At 26.8% G+C, this 26127-nt stretch carries 21 protein-coding genes; 20 read left to right on the top strand and 1 reads right to left on the bottom strand.

What is annotated here, in order from left to right; genetic code table 11:
- Window positions 1-9: 9 nt before the first annotated feature.
- Window positions 10-876, bottom strand: a complete 867-nt coding sequence (gene fba / locus BN2920_RS12395; protein WP_058295315.1) for a class II fructose-1,6-bisphosphate aldolase — start codon at window positions 874-876, stop codon at window positions 10-12.
- A 335-nt stretch (window positions 877-1211) separates the two neighbouring features.
- On the opposite strand from fba, the gene BN2920_RS12390 reads away from it, so the two are divergent.
- From BN2920_RS12390 to BN2920_RS12295, 20 genes are all read left to right on the top strand, one after another.
- Complete coding sequence (locus BN2920_RS12390; protein ID WP_058295314.1) at window positions 1212-1775, top strand: GNAT family N-acetyltransferase; 564 nt, start codon at window positions 1212-1214, stop codon at window positions 1773-1775.
- 27 nt (window positions 1776-1802) lie between these two features.
- Entirely contained in the window at window positions 1803-2567 is a 765-nt protein-coding gene (locus tag BN2920_RS12385) for a tetratricopeptide repeat protein (RefSeq protein ID WP_058295313.1), read from the top strand.
- A 527-nt stretch (window positions 2568-3094) separates the two neighbouring features.
- Complete coding sequence (locus BN2920_RS12380) at window positions 3095-5026, top strand: ABC-F family ATP-binding cassette domain-containing protein (protein ID WP_058295312.1); 1932 nt, start codon at window positions 3095-3097, stop codon at window positions 5024-5026.
- A gap of 132 nt (window positions 5027-5158) precedes the next feature.
- Window positions 5159-5344: a hypothetical protein gene (locus BN2920_RS12375; protein WP_058295311.1), complete on the top strand. Its 186-nt coding sequence runs from the start codon at window positions 5159-5161 to the stop codon at window positions 5342-5344.
- Between the two features lie 12 nt (window positions 5345-5356).
- Window positions 5357-8605 carry a DEAD/DEAH box helicase gene (locus BN2920_RS12370; RefSeq protein WP_058295310.1) on the top strand — a complete coding sequence of 1083 codons (3249 nt, stop codon included), beginning with the start codon at window positions 5357-5359 and terminating at the stop codon, window positions 8603-8605.
- Between the two features lie 312 nt (window positions 8606-8917).
- The gene (locus BN2920_RS12365; protein WP_058295309.1) at window positions 8918-9631 is read left to right on the top strand and encodes an MgtC/SapB family protein; all 714 of its coding nucleotides are present in this window, start codon (window positions 8918-8920) and stop codon (window positions 9629-9631) included.
- 154 nt (window positions 9632-9785) lie between these two features.
- Window positions 9786-10757, top strand: coding sequence for a Rossmann-like and DUF2520 domain-containing protein (locus tag BN2920_RS12360; RefSeq protein ID WP_097919282.1), 972 nt, complete (start codon window positions 9786-9788; stop codon window positions 10755-10757).
- The gene (gene panB / locus BN2920_RS12355; RefSeq protein ID WP_058295308.1) at window positions 10732-11559 is read left to right on the top strand and encodes a 3-methyl-2-oxobutanoate hydroxymethyltransferase; all 828 of its coding nucleotides are present in this window, start codon (window positions 10732-10734) and stop codon (window positions 11557-11559) included. The genes BN2920_RS12360 and panB overlap by 26 nt, the downstream gene beginning before the upstream one ends.
- A gap of 243 nt (window positions 11560-11802) precedes the next feature.
- Window positions 11803-12639 (top strand): pantoate--beta-alanine ligase, encoded by an 837-nt coding sequence (gene panC / locus BN2920_RS12350; RefSeq protein ID WP_058295307.1) that lies wholly within the window; start codon window positions 11803-11805, stop codon window positions 12637-12639.
- 190 nt (window positions 12640-12829) lie between these two features.
- A complete protein-coding gene (gene panD, locus BN2920_RS12345) occupies window positions 12830-13204 on the top strand; it encodes an aspartate 1-decarboxylase (protein ID WP_058295306.1) in 375 nt (124 codons plus the stop codon).
- 310 nt (window positions 13205-13514) lie between these two features.
- On the top strand, window positions 13515-14117 hold the full coding sequence (locus BN2920_RS12340) for an NUDIX hydrolase (RefSeq protein WP_058295305.1): 603 nt from the start codon (window positions 13515-13517) through the stop codon (window positions 14115-14117).
- A gap of 136 nt (window positions 14118-14253) precedes the next feature.
- Window positions 14254-16332: a PAS domain-containing sensor histidine kinase gene (locus tag BN2920_RS12335; RefSeq protein WP_058295304.1), complete on the top strand. Its 2079-nt coding sequence runs from the start codon at window positions 14254-14256 to the stop codon at window positions 16330-16332.
- A gap of 1245 nt (window positions 16333-17577) precedes the next feature.
- Complete coding sequence (locus BN2920_RS12330; RefSeq protein ID WP_058295303.1) at window positions 17578-18237, top strand: amino acid ABC transporter permease; 660 nt, start codon at window positions 17578-17580, stop codon at window positions 18235-18237.
- Window positions 18238-18247: 10 nt separating this feature from the next.
- The gene (locus tag BN2920_RS12325) at window positions 18248-18925 is read left to right on the top strand and encodes an amino acid ABC transporter permease (RefSeq protein WP_058296911.1); all 678 of its coding nucleotides are present in this window, start codon (window positions 18248-18250) and stop codon (window positions 18923-18925) included.
- A 20-nt stretch (window positions 18926-18945) separates the two neighbouring features.
- Window positions 18946-19734: an amino acid ABC transporter ATP-binding protein gene (locus BN2920_RS12320; RefSeq protein ID WP_058295302.1), complete on the top strand. Its 789-nt coding sequence runs from the start codon at window positions 18946-18948 to the stop codon at window positions 19732-19734.
- A gap of 11 nt (window positions 19735-19745) precedes the next feature.
- Window positions 19746-20597 carry a cysteine ABC transporter substrate-binding protein gene (locus BN2920_RS12315; protein ID WP_058295301.1) on the top strand — a complete coding sequence of 284 codons (852 nt, stop codon included), beginning with the start codon at window positions 19746-19748 and terminating at the stop codon, window positions 20595-20597.
- 147 nt (window positions 20598-20744) lie between these two features.
- Window positions 20745-21932 carry a class I SAM-dependent rRNA methyltransferase gene (locus BN2920_RS12310; RefSeq protein WP_058295300.1) on the top strand — a complete coding sequence of 396 codons (1188 nt, stop codon included), beginning with the start codon at window positions 20745-20747 and terminating at the stop codon, window positions 21930-21932.
- Window positions 21933-22844: 912 nt separating this feature from the next.
- A complete protein-coding gene (locus tag BN2920_RS12305; protein ID WP_058295299.1) occupies window positions 22845-23333 on the top strand; it encodes an ATPase, T2SS/T4P/T4SS family in 489 nt (162 codons plus the stop codon).
- Window positions 23334-23347: 14 nt separating this feature from the next.
- Window positions 23348-24103, top strand: a complete 756-nt coding sequence (locus BN2920_RS12300; protein WP_058295298.1) for a prepilin peptidase — start codon at window positions 23348-23350, stop codon at window positions 24101-24103.
- 142 nt (window positions 24104-24245) lie between these two features.
- Window positions 24246-26105: a type II/IV secretion system protein gene (locus BN2920_RS12295; RefSeq protein ID WP_479680407.1), complete on the top strand. Its 1860-nt coding sequence runs from the start codon at window positions 24246-24248 to the stop codon at window positions 26103-26105.
- Window positions 26106-26127 lie beyond the last annotated feature (22 nt).

Below are 26127 nucleotides of genomic sequence, written 5' to 3'. Positions count from 1 at the left end.
AGAGTAGAATTAGTTAGCTTTGTTTATTGAACCGAATAATTCCATCTTTTCTTTAACTATAGTCTTTATTGCTTCGTAACCTGGAGCTAAAAGCTTTCTTGGGTCGAATCCTTTTCCTTCTAAGTCTTTTCCAGCTTCAATGTATTTTCTTGTAGCTTCTTGGAAGTATAATTGACATTCAGTATTAACGTTGATCTTTGATACTCCAAGTGATATAGCTTTCTTTATCATATCTTCAGGAATTCCAGTACCACCGTGTAATACTAATGGCATATTTCCGCAAGCTTTATTGATTTCTTCTAAAGCATCGAAAGCAAGACCTTGCCAGTTTGATGGATATTTTCCATGAATATTACCGATACCTGCAGCAAGCATTGTTACTCCTAAATCAGCAATTTGCTTACATTCTTGAGGATCTGCAACTTCACCTCTACCAATAACTCCGTCTTCTTCTCCACCGATAGATCCAACTTCAGCTTCTAAAGATAATCCTTTTTCTGAAGTTATTTTAACTAATTCTTTAGTTTTTTCTACATTTTCATCGATTGGATAATGAGATCCATCAAACATTATTGATGAGAATCCAGCATCCATAGCTTTGAAGCATCCTTCATAGCTACCGTGGTCTAAGTGAAGAGCAACTGGAACTGTGATGTTTAATTCTTCCATCATTCCGTTAACCATTCCAACTATAGTTTTGTAACCACACATATATTTTCCAGCACCTTCAGATACTCCTAAAATTACTGGTGAATTATTTTCTTGAGCTGTTAATAAAATAGCTTTTGTCCATTCTAAATTATTGATGTTGAATTGTCCAACAGCATATTTTCCATCTCTTGCTTTGTTTAACATTTCTTTAGCTGATACTAACATAAATGTAACCTCCATAATTAAATAAATTTTTTCTAAATAGTATAGAAATTGAATTTTCTAGGGACATAATATATATAATAATTTATCCCTAGAGATTATTATACTCTAAATTTGTGGATATGAAAACCATAAAATAAATAATTATGTCTAAATTACATAATATTTTTCATATATTTTCTACACTTTTATTATAAACTTATAAAAAAAAATTATGTAAATGATTTAAAAAGTTCATAGGTTATAATATAAAATTTTTATATTATATGAAATCATTGGTATAAAATTATTTATCATGTTATAATTTCATTGATTTTATAATTAAGGTTGGAGAGAAAATGATAAATCATAAGGGTACCGTAAGACTCGAAAGTGATAGGCTTATATTAAGGCAATTTCAATTAAGTGATGCTTATGGCATGTATAAAAATTGGGCATCTAACACTATAGTAACTAAAAATTTAACATGGAAGCCTCATACTAATATTGAAACAACAAAATTTATTATAAGAAATTGGATTCAAAATTATAAAAATATAGATTACTATAATTGGTGCATAGAAGAAAGAAATAGTAGTACAGTTATAGGAAGCATAAATTTGACCAATATTGACAATATAAACGAAAGCCTAGAAGTTGGATACTGTTTAAGCGACAAATTTTGGAACAAAGGCATTATGACTGAAAGCTTAACATTAGTTTTAGATTTTGTATTTAATCAAATGGAAATCAATAGAATTACTTCTAAATGTGCTATAAATAATATACCTTCAATGAGAGTTTTAAAAAAATGTGGATTTTTATATGAAGGTAATTTAAGGAGTGTTATAAAAGATAACAATAACAAATTTATAGATTGTAAATACTATTCTTTATTAAAGAAAGAATATAAAAATAGTTAATATAGTTAATGGTAAGGGGGATTTAATGTGAATTTTAAAAATAATGTCTTAAAAAGAGATGTAGACTTAACAGAATGCAGTAATTATCAAGAGCTAGCTGGAAGCTGGGTAATTTGGATGTTTATTTCAGGAATTATATTATCTATTAAGAATTTAGAGGGCGGAATTTTTTTAATGTTAGTATCAGTAGCTATATTTCTTTTATATAAAAAAAGTCCTAAAAATACTTCAGCTACTTATTTTAATATGGCATTAGATAGTATTGGAAAAAATGAGATGAATAAAGCTAAAGAAGAACTAAATAATGCTATAAAATTAAATTCAGAAAACAGACAAGCATATATTTTGTTATCATCTATATATTATAAAGAAAAGGATTATATAAATACTGTAAAAACCTTAGAAGACAGCAAAGTATTAACCACAGAAGGAAGTAAATATAATTATTTAGTTGGAAGCTGTTATTATATGCTTAATAAATATAAAGAAGCAATTAAATATTTAAATTTAGTTAGATATGATGACAACGATCCTATGAAACATGTAAAAAACATATTACTTGGAAAAGCGTATTGTTTTAATAAGGATTATAAACAAGCTATAAAGCTTTTAAAAAGAGAAAAAGATACTTCAGATGAGTTAAAAGGAGATCTATTAGAATTTGATTATCTTCTAGGAATTGCATATTTGAATTTAAATGACAAGAATAAAGCATATGAGCATTTTAAGATAGTTTATGATAAAAATAAAGAATACAATGATGTAGAAGAAAAGATGATGCTGGTTAAATAAATAGTATATTAATTGGATAAGTTGTATCAGAATTTTAATAATAATTTTGATACAGCTTTTTTATTGAATATAAAGATATAAAAAGTTAAACATCGAAAAGATAATAAATAGTGAAGAAGTAATAATGAAAAAAGCCACAAAGATGTTAAGATTATTATAATTAAATAGAGAGGAAGCTTTAATTTTTAGTTACTAAATTCTTAATTAAATAAACGTAGTAAGAGCTACCTTATTTTGAGAAATTTAAAGAATAAAGAATGTAAGAAAATCGTTATATTTAAGAAAATTAGTAGAAATAATAAATATTATGTAAACTAAACTATACAAAAAAACAAAATACAACAAAAGTTCTAAACTCAAAAATAGGGCTTTCAGCGATTAAGGTAATCATTTATAAATGAATTTTATTGAATTTTAAACAGTTTTTTAATATTACTTTTAAAAAGACTAAACTCAATTTTTATGCAAGATATATTAAATTATGATACAATAAAGCTTATATAGGATTCTTAAAGGAGCATGAATAAATGAACATAATAACATTAGAAAATATAAGTAAGAATTATAGTGAAAAAGTATTATTAAAAGATGTATCTCTTGGGATAAATGATGGAGATAAGATTGGATTAATCGGTATAAATGGAGCAGGTAAATCTACATTTTTAAAAATAATAGGTGGAAAAGATGAATTCTTTGATGGAAGTATATCAAAGGGCAAAAATATGAGAATTGAATATTTAGATCAAAATCCACCTTTTGACCAAGATGCAACTGTTCTTGAACAGGTATTTAAAGGTGAAACAAAAGAAATGATAACACTTAGAGAATATGAGGAAACTATTGAAAGAATAGAAAATTCTAATGGAGATGACTTTGATAATTTAAATGATAAATTACTAAAACTGCAAGAGCAAATAGACAGTTTAAATCTTTGGGATTTAGAAAGTAGTGCTAAGACTATTTTAACTAAGCTTGGAGTAAAAAATTACAATGAGAGAGTAGGTAATTTATCAGGTGGACAAAAAAAGAGAATTGCACTTGCATGTGCATTAATAACTCCATGTGATCTTTTAATTTTAGATGAGCCTACAAACCATTTGGATGCAGATTCTATTGAATGGCTTGAAGAATATTTAAATGGAAGAAAAGGTGCCCTTCTTATGATTACACATGATAGGTATTTTTTAGATAGAGTAACAAATAGAATCATTGAACTTGATCGTGGTAATCTTTATTCATATCCTGGAAATTATACAGATTTTCTAGAGAAAAAGATGGAAAGAATAGAAATAGAAAATTTACAGGAAGAAAAAAGAAATGCTTTAATAAGAAATGAACTTAAATGGGTTAGACGTGGTGCTAAAGCAAGAACAACAAAGCAAAAAGCAAGACTTCAAAGATTTGATGAACTTGTAAATACTGAGAGTATAAAAAGACAAGACGATGTAGAAATGTCTTTTGTAGGAACAAGACTTGGTAAAAAGATAGTTGAACTTTCTAATATATCTAAATCATTCGATGATAAAGTTATAATTAAAGATTTTAGTTACATATTTTTAAGAGATGACAGAATAGGAATTGTTGGTGAAAATGGTGTAGGTAAAACAACTTTAGTTAATATTCTTCGTGGAAAGTTTAAGCAGGATAACGGAACTATTCATATTGGAGATACAGTTAAGATTGCATGCTTTGCCCAAGACAACGAAAATATGGATCCTAAAATGAGAGTAATCGACTATGTCAAAGAAGGTGGAGAATATATTCCAGTAGAAGATGGAACTAAGATTACCGCTTCAACAATGTGTGAGAGATTTTTATTTGATGGTACTATGCAGTATACACCAATTGAAAAATTATCAGGTGGTGAAAGAAGAAGATTGCACCTTCTTAGAGTATTAATGGAATCACCAAACTTTTTAATTTTAGATGAACCTACAAATGATTTAGATATAGAAACATTACAGATTTTAGAAGATTTTTTAGATAAATTTATGGGAATAGTAGTTGTTGTATCACATGATAGATATTTTTTAGATAGAATATGTAATAAGATTTTTTCTTATGAAGGGAATGGACTTATTAAAGAATATCACGGCAATTATAGTGATTTTCTTATATATAAAGAAATAGAAAAATCAGATGTTGAAAATAACAATGCAATCATAAAAGAAGAAAAAGATGATAAAACAAAAAATGTAAAAGAAAAGACAAAAGAAACTAAACCTAAATTTACTTTTAAAGAACAAAAAGAATATGAAGTAATTGATGACGAGATAGCTGAACTTGAAGAGAATCTTGAAAAAATTGAAAATGAGATGAGCAAAAACGCTTCAAACTATGGAAAGCTTAATGAGCTTATGAAAGAAAAAGAAGAACTTGAAGGAAAGCTTGAATTTAAGTATGAGAGATGGGAATATTTAAATGAAATAGCTGAAGCTATAAAGAATTATTCAAAATAAATTAATTAGTATACTTATATAATAAATATTATTTAATATCAGATTTAATATCAGCAAAACTTTTATTAAATGGTTGAATGTGATGTTATATTAAAGAAAAGATTTATTATATATACAAAAGGGAGTATCATAATGGAATTACATATTTTTTTAAAAGGTAAGATGGAGCCTATGATTTTTAGTGGTGATAGAATTGACGTTCTAGATATAGAAATGAAAGGCATTAAATATAAGCAGATAAGATATTTTAGAAAAGGCTTTTCTAAATCACAATATATTGATAGCAAACTTATAACTAGAATGAAGTCAGTTGAATAAAAGGGTGATATTTTGATAAAACAGATTTTACTTGAAGAATTTAATAAGCACATTACAAATCTTATGAAAACTAAAGGAGAAAGAGTTTTAAAAAATGATCTTATTAAAGATATAAATATAAATGTAGAAGACGATTCTATTAATATAAAATCATATGTTGTTTCTGAAAGCCTTTATAGTGAGTATTCATGCAATTTAGAAATTGATAATATAACGAGAGAACTTATTGGAACTCACTGTAGTTGTGCAGATTTTGAAAAAAATGAATTTAGGAAAGATAATTATTGCTGTAAACATATTACAGCAACCTTTTACTCTTTCTTAAAAAGTATAGATAATGATTCTGAACTAAGAAAAAAACTTTCTAAATCTTTAGAAAATAAATCAGAAAATAGTACATCTAGGGATAGCAGCTTAAGTTTATTATCTCTTTTAATAGATGATAAAGAGAAGGATTTACTTAAATTTGATATTATAATAAATAAAAATAATTGGTCATCAAAACTACAAGCAGAATTTAAAGTTGGGATTAGAAAGAAAAGTAGTAAGATGTATATAATTAGGGACATTAATCAATTTTTACTTTGTAGTTACAATAATGTTCCTATAAAATATGGAAAAGATTTTGAGTTTGATTTAAGAAGGCAAAGATTATCATTAGAAGATAAAAGATTGTTTAAATTTATGAATAATATCCGATCTATTGCTGAAAATGATAGAAGTTTTAGAAGATCACAAGATAAACTTATAGACGGAAAATTAATAACAATTCCAGATTATATGGTAAAAGAGTTTTTAAGAATAATTAAAAAAAATAGAGTTTATTTAGGGGATGGATTTTTTTATAGAGTACTTGAAAGTGAGATATTAGAAGAAGATATACCTATTCCTTTGAGTTTAGATACTAAAAAAGATAGTGTAACTTTGGAAGCTAATAATGGAATGCCTGAAGCTTTAACAAAAGATGAAGATGTATTTTTATATGGAACTTCAATCTATATACCATCATTAGAACAATGTGAAAGGCTTGAGCCCTACTTAAAGATTTTTGGTGCAACTTCAAAAATTAGTTTTCCTAAAGATAAGGAAACTAAAATATTAACGGATTTAATACCATCCATTCAAAAAGTGACTGATGGTTTAATATTATCAAAAAGTATAAAAAATAAGGTTGTAATATCAAAGCCTAAGTTTAACTTTTATTTTGATAAAGATAAGGAAATATCTTTAATATTTAAAGTTTCATACGCTGGCCACGAATTTAATTACTTTGAAGAATATAAAGATAAGGTAATATATAGGGATTCTGCATCTGAAAGTGAAGTATTTGGTCTTATAAGAAGACTACATTTCCAAGAAGTAGATAATAAATTTTACTTTATAGGTGATGATGGGGAAGGCTTTAGATTTTTTAAGTATGATATAGAAAAGCTTCAAAGTTATGGAGAAGTATATTATTCAGAAAGGTTTAAGGGGTTAAAGAAATTAACTAAGTCACAATTTAAAGGTGAAGTTAGAAAAGGAAAATATGACTACTTTGAATTTGAATTTAATCTTGGGGATTTGGGAGAGGAAGAAATAACTAAGATTTTAAGAAGTTTTAGAGATAATGTTAAGTATTATAAGCTTGAAAATGGAGAATTTTTAGATTTAGAAGAAATAAACATTAAAGAAGCATTAACTCTTATTGATAATTTAATAGAAGAAGAAATATTAAATAAAAATGTAATAGAAATACCTTTAAATAAAGCTGTATATTTAGAAGACTATTTAGAAGATAAAAAAATGCGCTATATAAAGGGGCGTAAAGAAATTAAGGAGCTTAAGAAGAAGCTTACAAATATTGAAGGCAAAATATTTGAAGTTCCAAATGATTTAAATGCAAGCTTAAGAGAATATCAAATAAGTGGTTATAATTGGTTTAAAACACTAGATTATTTAGGTTTTGGTGGAATACTTGGTGATGAAATGGGCCTTGGTAAAACACTTCAAACCATAACATTGTTATTATCAAACAAAGGAAGCAAAAGTTTAATTATTGCACCTACATCTCTTATATATAACTGGAATAATGAATTCAAAAAATTTGCACCTAATATGAAAATTGCAATAGCAAACGGCAGCAAAGAAGAGAGAGAAAAACTCCTTAAAGAGTATAAAGAATACGATGTTATTATAACTACATATAATCTTTTAAGACGTGATATAGATATTTATACTATGGAATTTGATTATTGTATCTTAGATGAAGCACAGAATATAAAAAATTCATCATCTCAAAATGCAAAGGCTGTGAAGACTATTAATGCTAAAAGAAGATTTGCATTAACTGGTACTCCAATAGAGAATTCCCTTATGGAGCTTTGGTCAATTTTCGATTTTATAATGCCAAATTATCTTTATGATGAAAAGCGTTTTACTTCTAGATATTTTAGAAGACTTGAAGAAGGTCCAGAAATTATTCAAGAATTAAATAGACTTATTAAGCCGTTTATACTTAGAAGGTATAAGAAAAATGTAATTAAAGAATTACCTGATAAGATTGAAAAAAGATTATATGTTCCACTTAGTGATGAGCAGACAAAAGTATATGAAGCTTATTCAAAATACGTAAAAGATATAATTGCTAAAAAGGTAGAAGACTTAGAATTTACTAGGAGTAAAATCGAAATTTTATCTTATATAACAAAACTTCGTCAGTTATGCTTAGATCCGTCTGTGGTAATGGAGGAGTATAATGGGGATAGTGGGAAAATAGATTCACTTATGGAACTACTTGAGCAAAGTGTATGTGAAAATCATAAAGTACTAGTATTTTCTCAGTTTACTTCTGTGCTTAAAAATATAGGTAAAACATTAGAAAAAAATAATTTTAGATATTCATATTTAGATGGATCTATACCATCAATTGATAGAATGAAGATGGTTGAAGAATTTAATAATGGAGAAAATAGTGTTTTTCTAATTTCATTAAAAGCTGGTGGGACAGGGTTAAATTTAACAAGTGCAGACATTGTAATACATTTTGATCCTTGGTGGAATCCAGCTGTAGAGGATCAAGCAACAGACAGAGCACATAGAATTGGACAGGAAAATGTTGTAGAAGTTATTAAGCTTATTGCTAAAGGAACAATAGAGGAAAAAATAGTTGATCTTCAAGATACTAAGAGAGAACTTATTTCTAAAATTTTAGGTGATGATTTAAGTGCAGATAATATTAATACGTTATCTGAGGAGGATATTTTATCACTATTTAATTAAGTATTATAAGTCTATAACTTAAAATATAAAAGTTATAGACTTATATATTTTAATGAATGCTGTTTTAACTAGTATTTTATGATATAATCTATTTCATATTTATTAGTTAACATGACTATTTATTATTTAATTTTATATGTACCATAATACTCTAATCATATTTTCAAATACGAGGAATTTGTAAAAAAATTAATATCTTAAAGATAATAAAAATTAGTATTAGTATTTAATAATAGAACTTAATTTTAATAGTTGAATATTTTATTAACAAAAGAGTTATTTTAAACATTATACAAAGGACGTGATTTTATAATGCAGAATATACAAAACTACTTTGAAGAACTTACATTATACTTAAGAGAAATAAATACTATTTCTATAATTATAAGACTTACTCTTGCAACAATTTGTGGAGGAATTCTTGGTGCTGAAAGAGGAAGAAAGAAAAGACCAGCAGGATTTAGAACACATATACTTGTATGTATTGGTGCAGCTATGATAATGATAACAAGTCAGTACATGAGTGATATACTTGGGATGACTGGCGATGCAAGCAGAATGGGAGCTCAGGTCATAAGTGGAATTGGTTTTTTAGGTGCTGGTACAATTATGGTTGTAGGAAAAAATGAAGTAAAAGGACTTACTACAGCTGCGGGCCTTTGGGCTTGTGCTTGTATGGGACTAGCTGTTGGAATAGGTTTTTATGAAGGTGCAATACTTTCTTGCATTTTTTTATATGCAGTTGTTACTGTACTCCACAGATGGGATGTTCATTCTAGAATGCATACAAGGGTATTAGATATATACGTTGAACTTGAGGAAGTAGTAGGAATAGCAAACTTTATGAAAGTTGTAAAGTCTGATGGAACTAAAATAACAAATGTAGAAGTAAGAAAGTTAGATAAATTAGACAGCCATACTATAGCCTTTTCTATGACACTTACTCTTGCTGAAAAAAGAGACCATAATGAATATATGATGCAGCTTAATAATATAGATGGTGTATGCTGTCTCAAAGAAGATTAAAAATAAAAATTGTATTGTTAATTTTATAACAAGATGATAAAATAAGTCTGGGTAGTATCAAGATAGAACTACACCAGACTTTTTATTATTTAATAATACAACTCATATCTAGTATATTGAATGAGATTGAAATTAGGATGTTGTATCACTTTATATGGAGGTGGTACTTATAAGTTTAAAAATAGGTTTTATAGGACCTGGGAAGGTAGGCGTAAACCTTGGACGCTACTTTACTCACAATAAATTATATGTAACAGGCTTTTATGGTCAAAATTTTATAAGCGCAAAAGAGGCTTCAATAATTACAAATTCGAAATACTATGTGAATATTGAAGATATAATTAAAGAAAGTAATATAATATTTATTACAACTCCTGACGATATCATTTCAATTATAGATAAAAAAATTTCAGAATTTGATTTAAGAGGCAGATGCATTTGTCATTGCAGTGGCTCTCTAAAATCATGTGTATTATCTAATGCAAAAAGTGCTGGAGCACTTATCTATTCTATACACCCAATCTTTGCATTTCCAAATAAAAATGTAATTATGAGAGATTTAAAAGAAATCTATTTTTCAATTGAAGGAGACAATTTAGAGAGTCAAAATATTTCTAAGAAAACAGATGCTAATTTAAAATTTAACAGTCATTTATTAATAGTAGATTTATTGAACAAACTGCCTAATAAATATTTTATTAGAAACGGCGAAATAGATTCAAAATATCATTTATGTAATGTTATTGTTTCTAACCTAGTATTATCTTTAATAAATATTGGGACAGGCTATCTAAAGTACTTTGATTTAAGTGAAGAAGAAGCTTTAAAAGCACTTAAACCACTTATTTATGGAAATATGAATAATATTTTTGAAAATGGCTTTTTAAATTCACTTACAGGACCAGTTGTACGTGGAGATTTAGAAACAATAAAAAAACATAAAGCATCTTTATTCGAAGAACATAATAAGTTTTATGATATTCTATCTTTAAATCTTTTAGAACTAGCTTGTAAAAAGGAAAATGCAATGAATCAAAATAATTTTTGTAAAATTCAAAAATATGAAGAAATTTATGAATTACTTAAAGGAGCAGAAAGTAATGAAAAACACAATTCTAACATTTAAGGATTTGAAAAAACAACATAAAAAAATATCAATGCTTACAGCATATGATTATTCAACTGCAAGATTATTTGATGAATGTAATATTAATGGGATATTAATAGGGGATTCACTTGGTATGGTTATAAAAGGTGATGAAGATACATTAGGTGTTACAATAGATGAAGTAATATATCATACAAAAGCGGTTAAAAAAGGTGCAAAAAATGCATTAATAGTAAGTGACATGCCTTTTTTATCTTATCATATATCAGTTGAACAAGCTGTATTAAATGCTGGAAGATTAGTAAAAGAAGGTGGAGCTCATGCAGTTAAACTTGAAGGTGGAGCTCATGTAATAAAACAAATTGAAGCAATAGTTAATGCACAGATTCCTGTAATGGGACATTTAGGGCTAACTCCTCAATCAGTAAATGCTTTTGGTGGATTTAAAGTTCAAGGAAAGAGTGAAGAAACAGTAAAAAAATTAATTGAAGATGCAAAACTTATAGAAAAGGCTGGAGCATTTGCAGTTGTTCTAGAAGGAATACCAGGAAAGGTTGCAGAGATGATTACAGATTCAATAAGTATACCAACAATAGGAATAGGTGCAGGAAAGGAATGCGATGGGCAGATACTTGTTTATCAGGATATGCTTGGAATGTTTAATGATTTTGTTCCTAAATTTGTTAAACAATATGCTAACCTAGGAACTGTTATAAAAGAAGCTGTAGGAAGTTATATAAGTGAAGTTCAAAATGGAAGTTTTCCAGAGGAAAAACATACTTTTAGTATAAATGAGGAAGAATTAAAGAAATTATATTAACTCATATATCTTAATTTATATATTTTTTATTATAAATTAAAAAAATAAAAAATTAACTAAATTTCTTAAAAATCATAAAAACTATGATTTTTAAGAAATTTTTAAAAAAGCAGTATATTATAAATTTTATATAAATTAAAAAAAGCTATAAAAAATAAAATACTTCACAAAAACTGAATTTTAAAAGAATTATATATAAAAAATAAAATCTAAAATTTAATTAATTATAAAAGGGGCAAAATTATGTTAGTTAAAGAAATTAAAGAATTAAGAAATATAATTAAAGAATATAAAAGACAAGGATTTACCATAGGATTTGTTCCAACCATGGGAGCACTTCATGAAGGTCACCAAAGTTTAATAAAAAGAGCAGCAAAAGAAAACGATAAAGTTATTGTAAGTGTATTTGTAAATCCAACTCAATTTGGACCAACTGAAGATTATGATGCTTATCCAAGAAATATAGAAAAAGATTTAGAAACTGCAAAAGAAGCAGGATCATATATAGTTTTTAACCCTGAACCAAGTGAAATGTATTTTGAAAATAAATCTACAAGTGTAAGTGTATTGAATTTAACAGATAAACTTTGTGGAGCTAAAAGACCAGGCCATTTTGATGGAGTTTGCCTAGTAGTATCTAAATTATTTAATATAGTAACTCCAGATAAAGCTTATTTTGGTCAAAAAGATGCTCAGCAGGTTGCTGTTTTAAAGAGAATGATAAGAGATTTAAATTTTGATGTTGAAATAGTGGAATGTCCAATAATAAGAGAAGAAGATGGACTAGCTAAAAGCTCAAGAAATACTTATCTTTCAATAGATGAAAGAAAGTCTGCATTAGTTTTAAGCAGAAGTTTAAAGTTAGCTAAAGAAGCTTTAATGTCAGGAGAAAGAGATGCACAAAAAATTAAAGAGATAATAAGAAATGAGTTAAACTTAGATCCATTAGCTAGGATTGACTATGTAGAAGTTGTGGATGCAGAAAGTTTAGAAGATGTTAATACAATAGAAAATAAAATTTTAATTCCAATAGCAGTTTATATAGGAAAAACAAGACTTATTGATAATCTGATTTTTTGATATTTTTATAAAAACGTAATTATTAAAAAACTATAAGAATTTAAATAATATATAAAAATCTAAATTTTTAATAAAATCTAAAAATACAATATTTTTTATAAAAACCTAAAAACAGTTTTTATTAAAAAATTGAAAAACTATGATTTTTGTTTATGTATTATAACTTAGAAACAAATGGGGGAAATATAAAATGGTATTAACAATGTTAAAAGGAAAAATTCATAGAGCAACGGTTACTCAAGCAGAATTAAATTATGTTGGAAGCATAACTATAGATAAGGATCTAATGGATGCTGCTGGAATTCTTGAAAATGAGAAAGTACAAATTGTTGATAATAACAATGGTGCAAGACTTGAAACATATGTTATTCCAGGTAAAAGAGGTTCAGGTACAATCTGCTTAAATGGTGCTGCAGCAAGATGTGTACAGCCTGGAGATAAGGTAATAATAATTGCTTACGCTCAAATGAGTGAGGAAGAAGCAAAAGAGCATAAACCTAAGGTTGTATTTATGAATGATGATAACACAATAAACGAAATAACAAATTACGAATATAATGATTAAAAAATGAAAACCTGGGTTCTCCCAGGTTTTTTATTTTTTCCCTTTACGTTTTTTATAAATAACATTACCAATAACTTTTCCAATTATGTATGCTACAATAAATAGTATTCCAATTATTAAAACATCGCCCATAACAACAAACCTTTCTAAAAATAAAACATTTAAGTAACAAAAAATTAATATATACTTTATAAAATAAGTATACTTTAGTAAAAGAATTTTAACAATATTTTATGTAAAGAATTATATTTCATTGAAAAAATAAATTATAATAATAAGCATAGTATGAAAGAAAAGGATTTTTATAGATATGGATATTGAAATAATAAAAAATAAATTAAAAGATAGAAAAGTTAATATAAGTGGACATAAGACTATGAAAAAATATTCATTATTAATACCATTAATTAATATTAATAACGAACTGAATATAATATTTGAAGTTAGAGCTAAAACATTAAAAACTCAGCCAGGGGATGTATGCTTTCCGGGTGGTAAAATTGAAGAAAATGAATTTCCATATGAGGCAGCACTTAGAGAAACCAAAGAAGAAATCGGTCTTAAGTCAATTGATATAATATGTGAACTTGATACAGTTGTTAAATTTGAGTCTACAATAATATATCCTTTTTTGGGGCAAGTGAAGAATTTAGATGAATTAGAAATCAATACGGATGAAGTTGATCATATCTTTTATATTCCAATAAAGAAAATATATAATATAGAACCTATAAAAACAAAAGAAAGATTAATAGCTATACGTGAGAAAGATTTCCCTTATGATTTGATACAAGATGGAGAAAATTATAAATTCAGAGAAGGAATAGGAAGAACTTTATTTTATAAATATGATCACTATGTTATATGGGGAATAACTGCTGAAATACTTGAAAAATTCTTGGAGAAATTGTAATTATCAAAGAATAAATTCAATATTAAGTAATTAATTATATTTTATTGTAAATATTATAATAACAGGATATACTTATTGTATATTGTACAAATATCTTATGAATAATTGCTAAAATAACATATAAAGGGTTGAGAGTATGAGAAATAATTATAAATACACTGAAGATTATAAATTAGAAGATTTAAAATATTTAATAGATAATATTCCTTATCCAGTTTGGATTAAAGGTAGCGATGGAATATATAAGTATGTTAATAAGCAGTATGCAGAAATAACTAACATGGTCCCAGAAGACATAATAGGAAAAAGTGACTATGATATTAGAGATGAGGAAACATCACAACTATTTTTATCAGAAGATAGAGAAATATTGGATAATGAGAAAACTGTATTTCATAGGAAAACCCCTGTTAATATGAAATTCAAGAATTTTTTTGAAGTTTCTAGAATGATATTAGAAAATAACAACAAAGATATAAAATTAATCGGTGGAATAGGAAGAGATATAACACTTAATGAGAATCTTTATAAAGAAATTGAGGAAAGTACACTTACACTATTAGATAATAAGAACGCTAACAATACAAGCGAGTTACCATATATTTTGAAAAATACCTTAAAAGCAAGTGGAGTAACAGTATTTATATTTGATGAAGAAAATAAAAAAATGAATATATTTTTAAAGACATATAATGATAGTATAATTCCAAAAGATTATAATGTTAAATTACATAAAGAATATGAAGATTACTTGATGAATGCTAATAATGTTAATAAGCCTTTTAAAATAGAATATAATGGTAAGAATATCATAAGTTTTATCAAAACCTATTCTATAAAATATGAAAATGAATTAATTGGAATATTAAATATTCATTATGATGATAAAAGTTCATATTCATACATTGAGGAAGATTTAATTTGGAATACATGTGATAGACTTGGAGTAATTATAAAAAACAGAATTCTTACAAATAAGTATAAAATGGAACTGCAAAAAAGAAAAAAAAGTGAAAAAAAGCTTCAGATTTTTTTAGAAAATACAATTGATTTTTATATTATATTTGATGGTGAGCAAAATTATTTTGAAAATGGAGGTGAAATAGAACATTTAGAGAAGTTTTTTGGATATGATATTCAAGAAATAGGAGATAGATATAAAAAGAAAATTTTACGTCATCCAGATGATGAAGAAAAAGTTGATAAGATATATAAAATTGCAAAAGAATGCAAGAAAATACATGGAATTGTAGTACGATACTTATGTGCAAATAATGAGTATAAAAGTATTGAGTGGAATATAATGTACATTAGTGAAGATAATAAATTTTTTATTTCAGGAAAAGATATAACTTCTAGATTAAAATTAGAAGATGAAAAAAGGAAGTTAGAAAAAACAATTGAATTAGAAAGTTTAAAAACAGAATTTTTTGCTAATATGTCTCACGAGTTTAAAACCCCATTAAATATAATACTTACAACTGTACAAGTACTAGCAGAGAGATTTAATAATTCTAATAATACATGTAATATCTGCAAAGTAGATATGAATAGGTATTTAAAAGGTATTAAGCAAAATTCATACAGGCTTTTAAAGATTGTAAATAATATAATGGATATTACTAAAATTGATAGCGGAAGCTACAGTTTAGAACTTGGAAATCACAATATTGTGAGTCTAATTGAAGATATTGTTCTTTCAGTTGCAGAATATATAACTGAAAATAAAAGAAATATAATTTTTGATACAACTGAAGAAGAAATTATTTTAGCTTGTGATCCGATGAAAATAGAACGGATAATACTTAATTTACTTTCAAATGCATTAAAATATACATATGAAAAAGGTAATATCGAAGTATTTGTTGATATGGACTCTGAAAAAAATGAAGTTATAATAAGTGTTAGAAATGATGGAGATCCCATACATAATGAAGATAAAGAAAAAATATTTGAAAGGTTTACTCAGTCTGAAAATTTATATACAAGACAAAGAGAAGGAACAGGAATAGGTTTGTTTTTAGTTAGACTATTGGTAGAATTGCATGGAGGGAGAATTTATGTAGATACATCAGAATTAAAAGGTAGCAAATTTGTATTTATTCTTCCAATTAGATTAACTGAAGAAAAGAATGAGAATTATACATATACAAAACAAATAACATCAAAAGTTGAAAGATTTGATATTGAATTTTCTGACATATACTCAATTTAAATAAGGGACGTACTGAGTTTAGTGTGAATAACCGAAATAAAGCTCTTATGTGGTGCTCGCTTGCTACAAAAATGAAGCTAAGAATTCAAACATGCAGACTTGCACCCACAAATGTTTGCTCCAATGTAAAATTGGACAAACAATTTTGGAACAAGTCTACATGAAGAATTCTAAAGCTCAATTTTTGAATGCAAGACACCGCACACATAAGAGCTTTATTTCTTTGTTTCATCTAAATTCAGAGTATCTGTATTATTGCTGCTATACATAAATACATTTTTAAATTAAGGAATAGTTATTTATAGATATTAAAGATTTAAAAAGTTAATATTTTATCATTTTTTAAAAGATATAGATTTATAAATATCAGAATATAAATCCTTACGAATGTGCACTTATAAGGAAACCTATTCATCATTAGATGAATAGGGGCTATACTGCTAAGTTCGTACATCACCAAGCATTATATGCCAAAGAGCAGCTATACTGTAATTCGGAACTTTTCTTATATATTGGGGAATACTTGGATTTTCTAAGTAGCCACATAATTATAACTAAAATAAATTAGATGTCTATGATTTTAGAGAAAAACAAAGAAATTCAATATATGAATACCCGACTCACATTCGTTCGCTGGGTAAGCGATTCACACCAAATCAAAGATTTGAGTTCTCTGCTTATGCGTAGTATTGCATTAAATATTTTAGCCTTTAAATTCTTTGAAAGAGGCTGGAGGTTGTTCCAAAATTGTTTGTCCAACACTTGTTGTTGGAGCAAACTGTTTTGGGCACAACCTCTTTCATTAGAATTTTTGGCTGAAATATTTACGCAATCGAGCATATCATATATTGAATTTCGGTTGTTATCCACTAAACCATGATTCTACGTCCTTTATTTATGGTTAGCAAAACTATAAATAAGGGATATTTTTTTATTATAGCTTATAAAAAATAATAATAAAGCCTAATTTAGATTTGTAACAAAATATACTGATGCTGATACATTATTAAATATAGTCCATAAAAATCATATATAAAGAATGATGATTACAAATTTAGCAACAAAATAATCAGGTATATTATTTAGTAAAATAATTTTTGTTAAAAATACATAATTGATAAATAAATTACATTATTTTTAAGTAGTGGTATTGACATCTAATTAAATTGTTATATAATAATTCCTATAAAGATAATCGGGATTATTGTATGACAATTTTAAAATATCATAAGAGGAGGTAAATAAATGGACTGGGGGTTTATATTTAAGCATGTTCCCAAATATATTGATGCAATGTACTTAACTTTAGCACTTGCAGTAGGTGGAATAGCGTTATCAGTTATTATTGGAATTATATGCAGTTCTATTTTATATTTTAAAGTGAAAGTATTACGTAAAATCGTAAATATATATATTGAATTGTCTAGAAATACACCACTTTTAATACAACTATTCTTTTTATATTATGGTTTTACTAAAATAGGAGTACATTTAAGTGGATTTTCATGCGGAATAATTGGACTAGCCTTTTTGGGAGGCAGTTATATGTGTGAAAGCTTTAGAGCGGGGCTTGAATCTGTACCTAAGTCACAAATTGAGGCAGGAACAAGCATAGGGTTAAACAATTTACAAGTTTTTAGATATATAATTTTACCACAAGCATTTTCAGTATCAGTTCCACTTATTGGGGCTAATTGCTTATTCTTATTAAAAGAAACATCAATAGTTGGAGCAATTGCCATAGCGGACTTAATGTTTGTAGCTAAAGATTTGATTGGTATGTATTATAAAACAAATGAAGCACTTTTCATGCTTGTTGTTGCATATTTAATAATTCTACTCCCTGTGTCAATATTAACTAGCGTTTTAGAAAGGAGAAGTAGATATGCACAATATGGTAACTAATTTATTAGGAATACAAAACACTGATTACAGAGTTTTGTTCGAAGGAATGAATATGCAAAGGCTTTTTGGTGGATTATATGTTACTGCTAAAATAGCATTTATTTCAGTTATAATTGCTTGCATATTAGGAGTATTATTTGGAATAGTAATGACTTTTAAAAGCAAAATAGTACATGCTATTTGTAGATTATATCTTGAAATAGTAAGAATAATTCCAATACTTGTGTGGCTTTTCATACTGTATTTTGGAGTTGATAAAGCCTTTAACTTAAATATAAGTGGTGAAGTAGTTTCAATTGTAGTATTTTCACTTTGGGGAATTGCTGAAATGGGTGATATTGTAAGAGGCGCAATAACATCAATACCTAAACATCAAGAGGAAGCGGCTATATCACTTAATTTAAACAGAAAAGATATTTATTTATATGTAATACTTCCACAAGCTTTAAAGAGAATACTTCCAGGTGCAATAAATTTATCTACAAGAATGATAAAAACAACATCACTTGTAGTTTTAATTGGAGTAGTTGAAGTTGTTAAAATAGGTCAGCAGATAATAGAAACTTCAATTTTAAAAGCACCAACAGCATCATTTTGGGTTTATGGATTTATATTCTTTTTATATTTTATAATTTGCTATCCTCTTTCTAAGATATCCAAAATTTTAGAACAGAAGTGGGTAGGCTAGAACAAAAGGAGGCAAAATAAATGAGTGAAATAAAAAACGAAATAATAGAAAACAAAAAAAATATAGATTCTTCTAAATCTATTTTAAGAATAGAAAATCTGACTAAAAACTATGAAAATATTGAAGCATTAAAGGGAGTAAACTTAGATGTTTATAAGGGAGAGGTTATAGTAATACTTGGACCTTCTGGATGTGGAAAAAGTACTTTTTTAAGATGTTTAAATGGTCTTGAAAAGATAAATTCAGGTAGTATTTACTTAGAAGATAAATTGATAGGAAAAGACATAGCTTGGAAAGAAGCAAGAGAAAAAATAGGTATGGTTTTTCAAAGCTATGAATTGTTCCCACATATGAATGTTATAAAAAACATACTTCTTGGGCCTACAAAAGCACAAAAACGAGATCCTAAGGAAGCTGAGAAGCAAGCTGATGAATTACTTAAAAGAGTTGGACTTTTTGAGAGAAAGTTTGAACTTCCAAGAAAGTTATCTGGAGGACAAAAGCAAAGAATTGCAATAGTAAGATCTTTATGCATGAATCCTGAAATAATGCTTTTTGATGAAGTAACAGCAGCACTAGATCCAGAAATGGTAAGGGAAGTGCTTGATGTAATACTTGAACTTGCAAATGGTGGAATGACAATGATTCTTGTAACACATGAAATGAACTTTGCAAAAGAAGTTGCGGATAAAATAATATTTATGGATGAAGGGCAGATTGTTGAAACTTCATCTCCAGATGAGTTTTTTAAAGAGCCTAAAACTGAAAGGGCTAGGCGCTTTTTAAATATATTTAAATACAATAATTAGGGGGACCAAAAATGAAAGCTGTAAAAAAAATTACTGGATTATTAATGTCACTGTTATTATTCGTAGGAATATTTGCAGGATGTGGTAATGCAAATTCATCAGAAGCTAGTTCAAGTACTGCTAGTAAATTAGAAGAAATTAAAAAAAGAGGAACTGTAAGAATAGGCGTATTTAGTGATAAACCACCTTTTGGATATGTTGATTCTAATGGTAAAAATCAAGGATATGATGTTTATATTGCAAAGAGAATAGCTAAAGATTTACTTGGAGATGAAAACAAGGTAGAATTTGTTCTTGTTGAAGCTGCAAGCAGAGTAGAATTTCTTCAATCAGATAAGGTTGATATAATCCTTGCAAACTTTACAGTAACAGATGAAAGAAAAGAAGTAGTAGATTTTGCAAATCCTTATATGAAAGTTGCACTTGGAGTTGTATCAAAAGATGGAACAATTAAGTCTGTTGATGATTTAAAAGGCAAAAAACTTCTTGTTAATAAAGGAACAACAGCAGAGACATACTTCACTGAAAACTATCCAGATATAGAATTATTAAAATTTGACCAAAATACTGAAACATTTGAAGCGTTAAAAGATGGACGTGGAGATGCTTTAGCACATGATAATACATTATTATTTGCATGGGCAAGAGAAAATAAAGGATTTGAAGTTGGAATAACAAATCTTGGAGAACAAGATACAATTGCTCCAGCAGTTAAAAAAGGAAACACTGATCTTTTAGAATGGCTTAATACGGAAATGGATACACTTAATGGAAATGGATTTATGAAGGAAGCATATGATTCTACATTACTTCCTGCTTATGGAGATTCTATAGATCCAAGCGAAATTCTTGTTGAAAAATAAAATGTTCTAATAAAAACTTAATAAACACAATTTTAAATAAAGATATAAGCCATAACAGGAATGTTTAATTTCTTGTTATGGCTTTAAATAATTATATGATATAATAACACATGGTATCATAATATATTAAATTTGGGATGTGACAAAATGAGAGAAATTAGTGTTGTAGTAAAAGATCAATATACAAAAAAGTATATAAATAAATATCCTTTAATATTAGAAGAGGCTTTGGAAGATCCAGAAGCTTTAAGAAACGAAGGGGATATAGTTACACTTGTAGATAAAAAGAAACAATTTTTAGGAAAAGGATATTATGGAGTTCAAAATAAAGGAATAGGATGGGTTCTAAGTAATAGTCCTAAAAGTAGTTTTGATTATAAATTCTTTTATGATAAACTAAGAAATGCGTTTTCAAAAAGACTTAAATTATATCATTCAAGAGATACGAATGCTTTTAGAGTATTTAATGGTGAAGGTGATGGAATTGGCGGAGTAACTATTGATTACTTTAACGAATATTATCTTATTACATGGTACAGCAGAGGAATGTATGTATTTAAAGATCATATAATAAAAGCAATAAAATCATTAGTGTCATTCGATGGAATATATGAAAAGAAGAGATTTGATAATAATGGAATGGTAGTTGATGAAGACAGTTTTTATATAGGAAAACGAGCACCAGAACCACTTATAGTTAAAGAAAACAATGTAAACTTTGCAATTTACTTAAATGATGGAGCTATGGTTGGAGTATTTTTAGATCAAAAAGATGTAAGAAAATCCATTAAAAATCTTTACTCTAAAGGAAAAACTGTTTTAAATACATTTTCATATACAGGAGCATTTTCTATGGCAGCAGCTAAAGGTGGAGCCATAACAACAAGCGTAGATTTAGCAAGCAGAAGCTTAGACAAGACAAGAGAAAACTTTACAATAAATAATATAGATTATAATGAACATGAGATAGTTGTCGAAGATATATTTATATATTTTAAAGAAGCAAAAAAGAAAGAATTAAAATATGATATGGTAATATTAGATCCACCAAGCTTTGCAACTTCAAAAGATAATAGATTTAGTGCAGCTAAAGATTATAAAAACTTAGTTAAACTAGCTATAGATGTAACAAAGGATGAAGGTGTAATTGTATGCTCAACAAACTGTGCTACATTTAATATGACTAAGTTTAAAAAGTTTATTGATGATGCATTTAAAGAAAGTAATAAAGAGTATGATATATTAGAAGAACATAGCCTGCCAATGGACTTTGCTGTTACTGATAAATTTCCTGAAGGGGATTATTTGAAGGTTGTGTTTGTTAAGGTTGTGTAGGTATTACATATAGTTATAGAAAGTAAAATCTTGATAATATATAAATTATGTAAATTATAGAAAGCACAATCGGTCGACTAAGAAGTTCTAAAAGGTGTTAGACTTACTTGCCATGATGGCAATGTTCAAGAAGTTTATCACAAAACTGAATTCCCCAAGTAATTTCAAAAATAGGATATTTATAGGAGATCTAAATATCAAAATATCAAAAAATAATAATGGAATATTGTCAAAAAATGTACACTTCTGATGTGAATATATATGATTATTCATATAGGAGGTGTTTTTTTTATGTATAGGAAAGTATAAAATTTTTATAATAGCAAAAGCCTTAAGAATAGAGCTTTTCTGTAACATAGATAGTTCAATACGTTAAAAAAAAATTATAGTCCCGCAAAAGGTTCCAAAAGCAAGTTTTGGAACCTTTTGCATGGGTAAAAAAGTGGCTTCTTATTTAAAAATGTGTTTGGGTAATTGCTTATTTTATAGTGTTAAGGTTTATATTTTACGTATAAAGCGTGGCGAAGCAACTTTGTTCCTTAATGATTCATTAAAAAAGTATAAGTATGATATGTAAATAAGAGAATATATAAGATTAAATCATATTATATATTTAAATTATATTATATGTTTAAATAAAAATAAGTATTATTATGTTATTTGATTAAAAAATATTTACATAATACATAATTATGAATATAATTATAATTAAAAAAAGGCGAAAAATGTAGAATGTATAATTTAATATTATCTAATATTAAATTATATTGATTTAAGCTACCTATATAATATGCTTTTTAATGTTTTTTATAGCATAAATGGAGTAAAAATATGCCTAAGATAGATAAGTTATTATAAAAAATTAATATAAAAGATATATCAGATATTCGTATAACTTCAGAATTACCTCCCATGGTAAGAGAAGACGGAAAGCTAATTAATGCTTTTGGAAATGATATACTTGACTTTAATAGTGTGGATGAGCTCATAAGAGAAATGGCACCAAATAGATATGATGATTTTATGTTAAAAGATGAAATTGACTTTAAGTATATAAGTGAAAATTTTGGTAACTTCAGAGTGAATGCATATAGATGTATGAATAGCTTAGGAATTGTAATGAGAGTTATAAAAAATAAGATACCTAGACTGGAAGATATAAGTAGCTTAAATATATTGAAAGATTTTACGCAATTAAAATATGGGTTAGTTCTTATAACTGGACCAACAGGTTCTGGTAAAAGTACACCCCTTGCAACAATGATAAATGAAATAAATAAAATTCAAGAGAAGCATATAATAACACTTGAGGAGCCAATAGAATATATGAAAAAATTATTTAGTGAGGGAGTTATATCAAAAGCGGAATATGAAAAATGGATAAGAAATGGTAAGTATTAAAGGAGAATGGGGAAATGTTTTACTTTCTAATATTTTTATTTGGATTGATAATAGGAAGCTTTTTAAATGTATGTATATGTAGAATAGAAAAAGAAGAATCCGTATTATTTCCACCATCTCATTGTACTTCTTGCAATCATAGATTAAGTGGTAAAGATTTAATACCAGTATTGAGTTTCATAATTTTAAAAGGTAAATGTAGATATTGTAATAAGAAAATATCACTTCAATATCCGATTATTGAAATAATTAATGCAATATTTTATTTACTTATATTTAATAAATATGGTTTATCACTCTATACTATTAAGTTTTGTATATTAGCATCACTTTTAATTGTCATTGGAGTTATAGATTATAAAACTCAATATGTATATAGATCTACAACAGTATTTGGAGGAATAATTGCAGTTATATTTATAATCAATGAATATTTCTTTTATAAGAGTGAAGTTATAAATTTAATATTAGGCGGAATTATAGGATTTTTAATTATAGGATTAATAGTGTTTACAACAAAAGGTATGGGCGAAGGTGATATTGAAATAGCAATAATTTGTGGATTATTTATAGGTATCAAATATATATTATTAAGTCTATTTTTAGCCATAATTATTGGGGGAATTGTTGGAATTATAATTCTCACATTAAATCTAAAGAAATTAAAAGACAGAATAGCATTTGGACCATTTATAGCAATTGGAGTATTGATATCTATTTTATATGGTGAAAAAATAATTGAAATTTATATGAAATTGTTAAATATATAATTTTAATAAAAAGATCTTTAAAATATTTAGAAAGGAAACACTTATAATGGCAAGTGAAAAAAAGAGATTAGGTAATATACTTGTTAGTGCCGGAAAAATAACTAGTTATCAATTGCAAGAAGCTTTAAGAACTCAAAAAGTATTGGGAAAAAAACTAGGTGAAATTTTAGTTGAAAGTAAAATAATAACAGAAGATGAAATAATAGAGTCAATAGAACAACAAACTGGGATTAAGAAAGTAGATTTAAATACCATAGATTTTGATAAAAAAGCTATAGTATTAATATCTAAGAATTTATGTAAGAGATACAACTTGATTCCTTTTGGATTTGAAGACAATAAAATAAAAGTAGCACTTGAAGATCCATTAAATATATTTGCTATTGATGATATTGCTATCTCAACTGNGGGAAAAAAACTAGGTGAAATTTTAGTTGAAAGTAAAATAATAACAGAAGATGAAATAATAGAGTCAATAGAACAACAAACTGGGATTAAGAAAGTAGATTTAAATACCATAGATTTTGATAAAAAAGCTATAGTATTAATATCTAAGAATTTATGTAAGAGATACAACTTGATTCCTTTTGGATTTGAAGACAATAAAATAAAAGTAGCACTTGAAGATCCATTAAATATATTTGCTATTGATGATATTGCTATCTCAACTGGTTCTGAAGTTGAATCATTTATTGCTAGAAAAGCAGATATAGTTAAATTTATTGGTATATATTATACAAGCCAAGAAGTAGATCAGGCTGCTATGCAGTTATCAAAGGAAAATTCAAAACTTAACAAAACATCTGTACAAGAAAATGATTTAAATGAAACGAATAATTCACCAGTAGTTAAAATGGTTGACTATTTATTTAAAAATGCTATAGAAATGAAAGCATCGGACATACATATAGAGCCTTTTGAAAATGAAGTGATAATAAGATATAGAATTGATGGCAAACTTAAAACAATTAACAAAATTGGAGTAGAAAGTTTAGGCTCACTTACTACAAGAGTAAAGATAATGGCTCACTTAGATATAGCAGAAAAAAGAATACCACAAGATGGTAAGATAATTATTAAAGTAGATGGACAAGAAATAGATCTTAGAGTTTCCATCTTACCAGTTATTTATGGAGAAAAAATAGTTATAAGAATTTTAAATAAATCAGCAAATTTATTAACGAAGAATCAACTTGGAATGAGTGAAGAGGATATAAAAGTATTAGATAAAATAATATCCAACCCTCATGGAATAATATTGGTTACAGGTCCAACAGGAAGTGGAAAGTCTACAAGTCTTTATACTGTTTTAAGTGAAGTAAATTCAAGTAGTTTAAATATTATAACTGTTGAAGATCCAGTAGAATATACAATGAATGGAATAAATCAAGTTAATGTAAATGAAAAAGCAGGTTTAACTTTTGCAAGTAGTCTTAGGAGTATATTAAGACAAGACCCCGATATTGTAATGATTGGAGAGATAAGAGATGCTGAAACAGCAGAAATAGCTGTAAGAGCTGCTATAACTGGACATTTAGTTTTAAGTACTCTTCATACAAATGATGCACCATCATCTATAGGAAGACTTGTAGATATGGGAATAAAACCGTATTTATTATCTACTTCAATTGTTGGAATAATGGCACAAAGACTTGTTAGAAAAGTATGTGATAAATGTAAAATTGAGTATGAAGCTAATGAATATGAAAAGAAATTATTAAATTATCCAATAGAAAAATCATTAAAGCTATATAAAAAATGTGGTTGTGGATATTGCAATGATATAGGTTATTCAGGAAGAATCGGAATATATGAAATTATGGAAGTGACAAGAGAAATTAGAAATGCTATAAATATGGGTGCAAATTCTGATGAGATTAAAGATATAGCTATAAAAAATGGCATGAGAACTTTGTCAATGCAATGCAAAAAACTTGTATTAGATGGAATAACAACAATAGATGAATTATTGACAATAACCTCAATTGGAGACTTAGAATAAACTTGTTTAATACTATTTTAGG

Source organism: Clostridium neonatale, assembly GCF_001458595.1.
Taxonomy (GTDB): Bacteria; Bacillota; Clostridia; order Clostridiales; family Clostridiaceae; genus Clostridium; species Clostridium neonatale.
The sequence above is the reverse complement of the archived record's forward strand: the minus strand, read 5'-3'. Positions and strand labels throughout refer to the sequence as shown.

Coding starts and splice junctions, on each gene's coding strand:
- fba (WP_058295315.1), bottom strand. CDS start 876: ATGTTAGTATCAGCTAAAGAAATGTTAAACAAAGCAAGAGATGGAAAA.
- BN2920_RS12390 (WP_058295314.1), top strand. CDS start 1,212: ATGATAAATCATAAGGGTACCGTAAGACTCGAAAGTGATAGGCTTATA.
- BN2920_RS12380 (WP_058295312.1), top strand. CDS start 3,095: ATGAACATAATAACATTAGAAAATATAAGTAAGAATTATAGTGAAAAA.
- BN2920_RS12375 (WP_058295311.1), top strand. CDS start 5,159: ATGGAATTACATATTTTTTTAAAAGGTAAGATGGAGCCTATGATTTTT.
- BN2920_RS12365 (WP_058295309.1), top strand. CDS start 8,918: ATGCAGAATATACAAAACTACTTTGAAGAACTTACATTATACTTAAGA.
- BN2920_RS12360 (WP_097919282.1), top strand. CDS start 9,786: ATGGAGGTGGTACTTATAAGTTTAAAAATAGGTTTTATAGGACCTGGG.
- panB (WP_058295308.1), top strand. CDS start 10,732: ATGAAAAACACAATTCTAACATTTAAGGATTTGAAAAAACAACATAAA.
- panC (WP_058295307.1), top strand. CDS start 11,803: ATGTTAGTTAAAGAAATTAAAGAATTAAGAAATATAATTAAAGAATAT.
- panD (WP_058295306.1), top strand. CDS start 12,830: ATGGTATTAACAATGTTAAAAGGAAAAATTCATAGAGCAACGGTTACT.
- BN2920_RS12340 (WP_058295305.1), top strand. CDS start 13,515: ATGGATATTGAAATAATAAAAAATAAATTAAAAGATAGAAAAGTTAAT.
- BN2920_RS12335 (WP_058295304.1), top strand. CDS start 14,254: ATGAGAAATAATTATAAATACACTGAAGATTATAAATTAGAAGATTTA.
- BN2920_RS12330 (WP_058295303.1), top strand. CDS start 17,578: ATGGACTGGGGGTTTATATTTAAGCATGTTCCCAAATATATTGATGCA.
- BN2920_RS12320 (WP_058295302.1), top strand. CDS start 18,946: ATGAGTGAAATAAAAAACGAAATAATAGAAAACAAAAAAAATATAGAT.
- BN2920_RS12315 (WP_058295301.1), top strand. CDS start 19,746: ATGAAAGCTGTAAAAAAAATTACTGGATTATTAATGTCACTGTTATTA.
- BN2920_RS12310 (WP_058295300.1), top strand. CDS start 20,745: ATGAGAGAAATTAGTGTTGTAGTAAAAGATCAATATACAAAAAAGTAT.
- BN2920_RS12305 (WP_058295299.1), top strand. CDS start 22,845: ATGGTAAGAGAAGACGGAAAGCTAATTAATGCTTTTGGAAATGATATA.
- BN2920_RS12300 (WP_058295298.1), top strand. CDS start 23,348: ATGTTTTACTTTCTAATATTTTTATTTGGATTGATAATAGGAAGCTTT.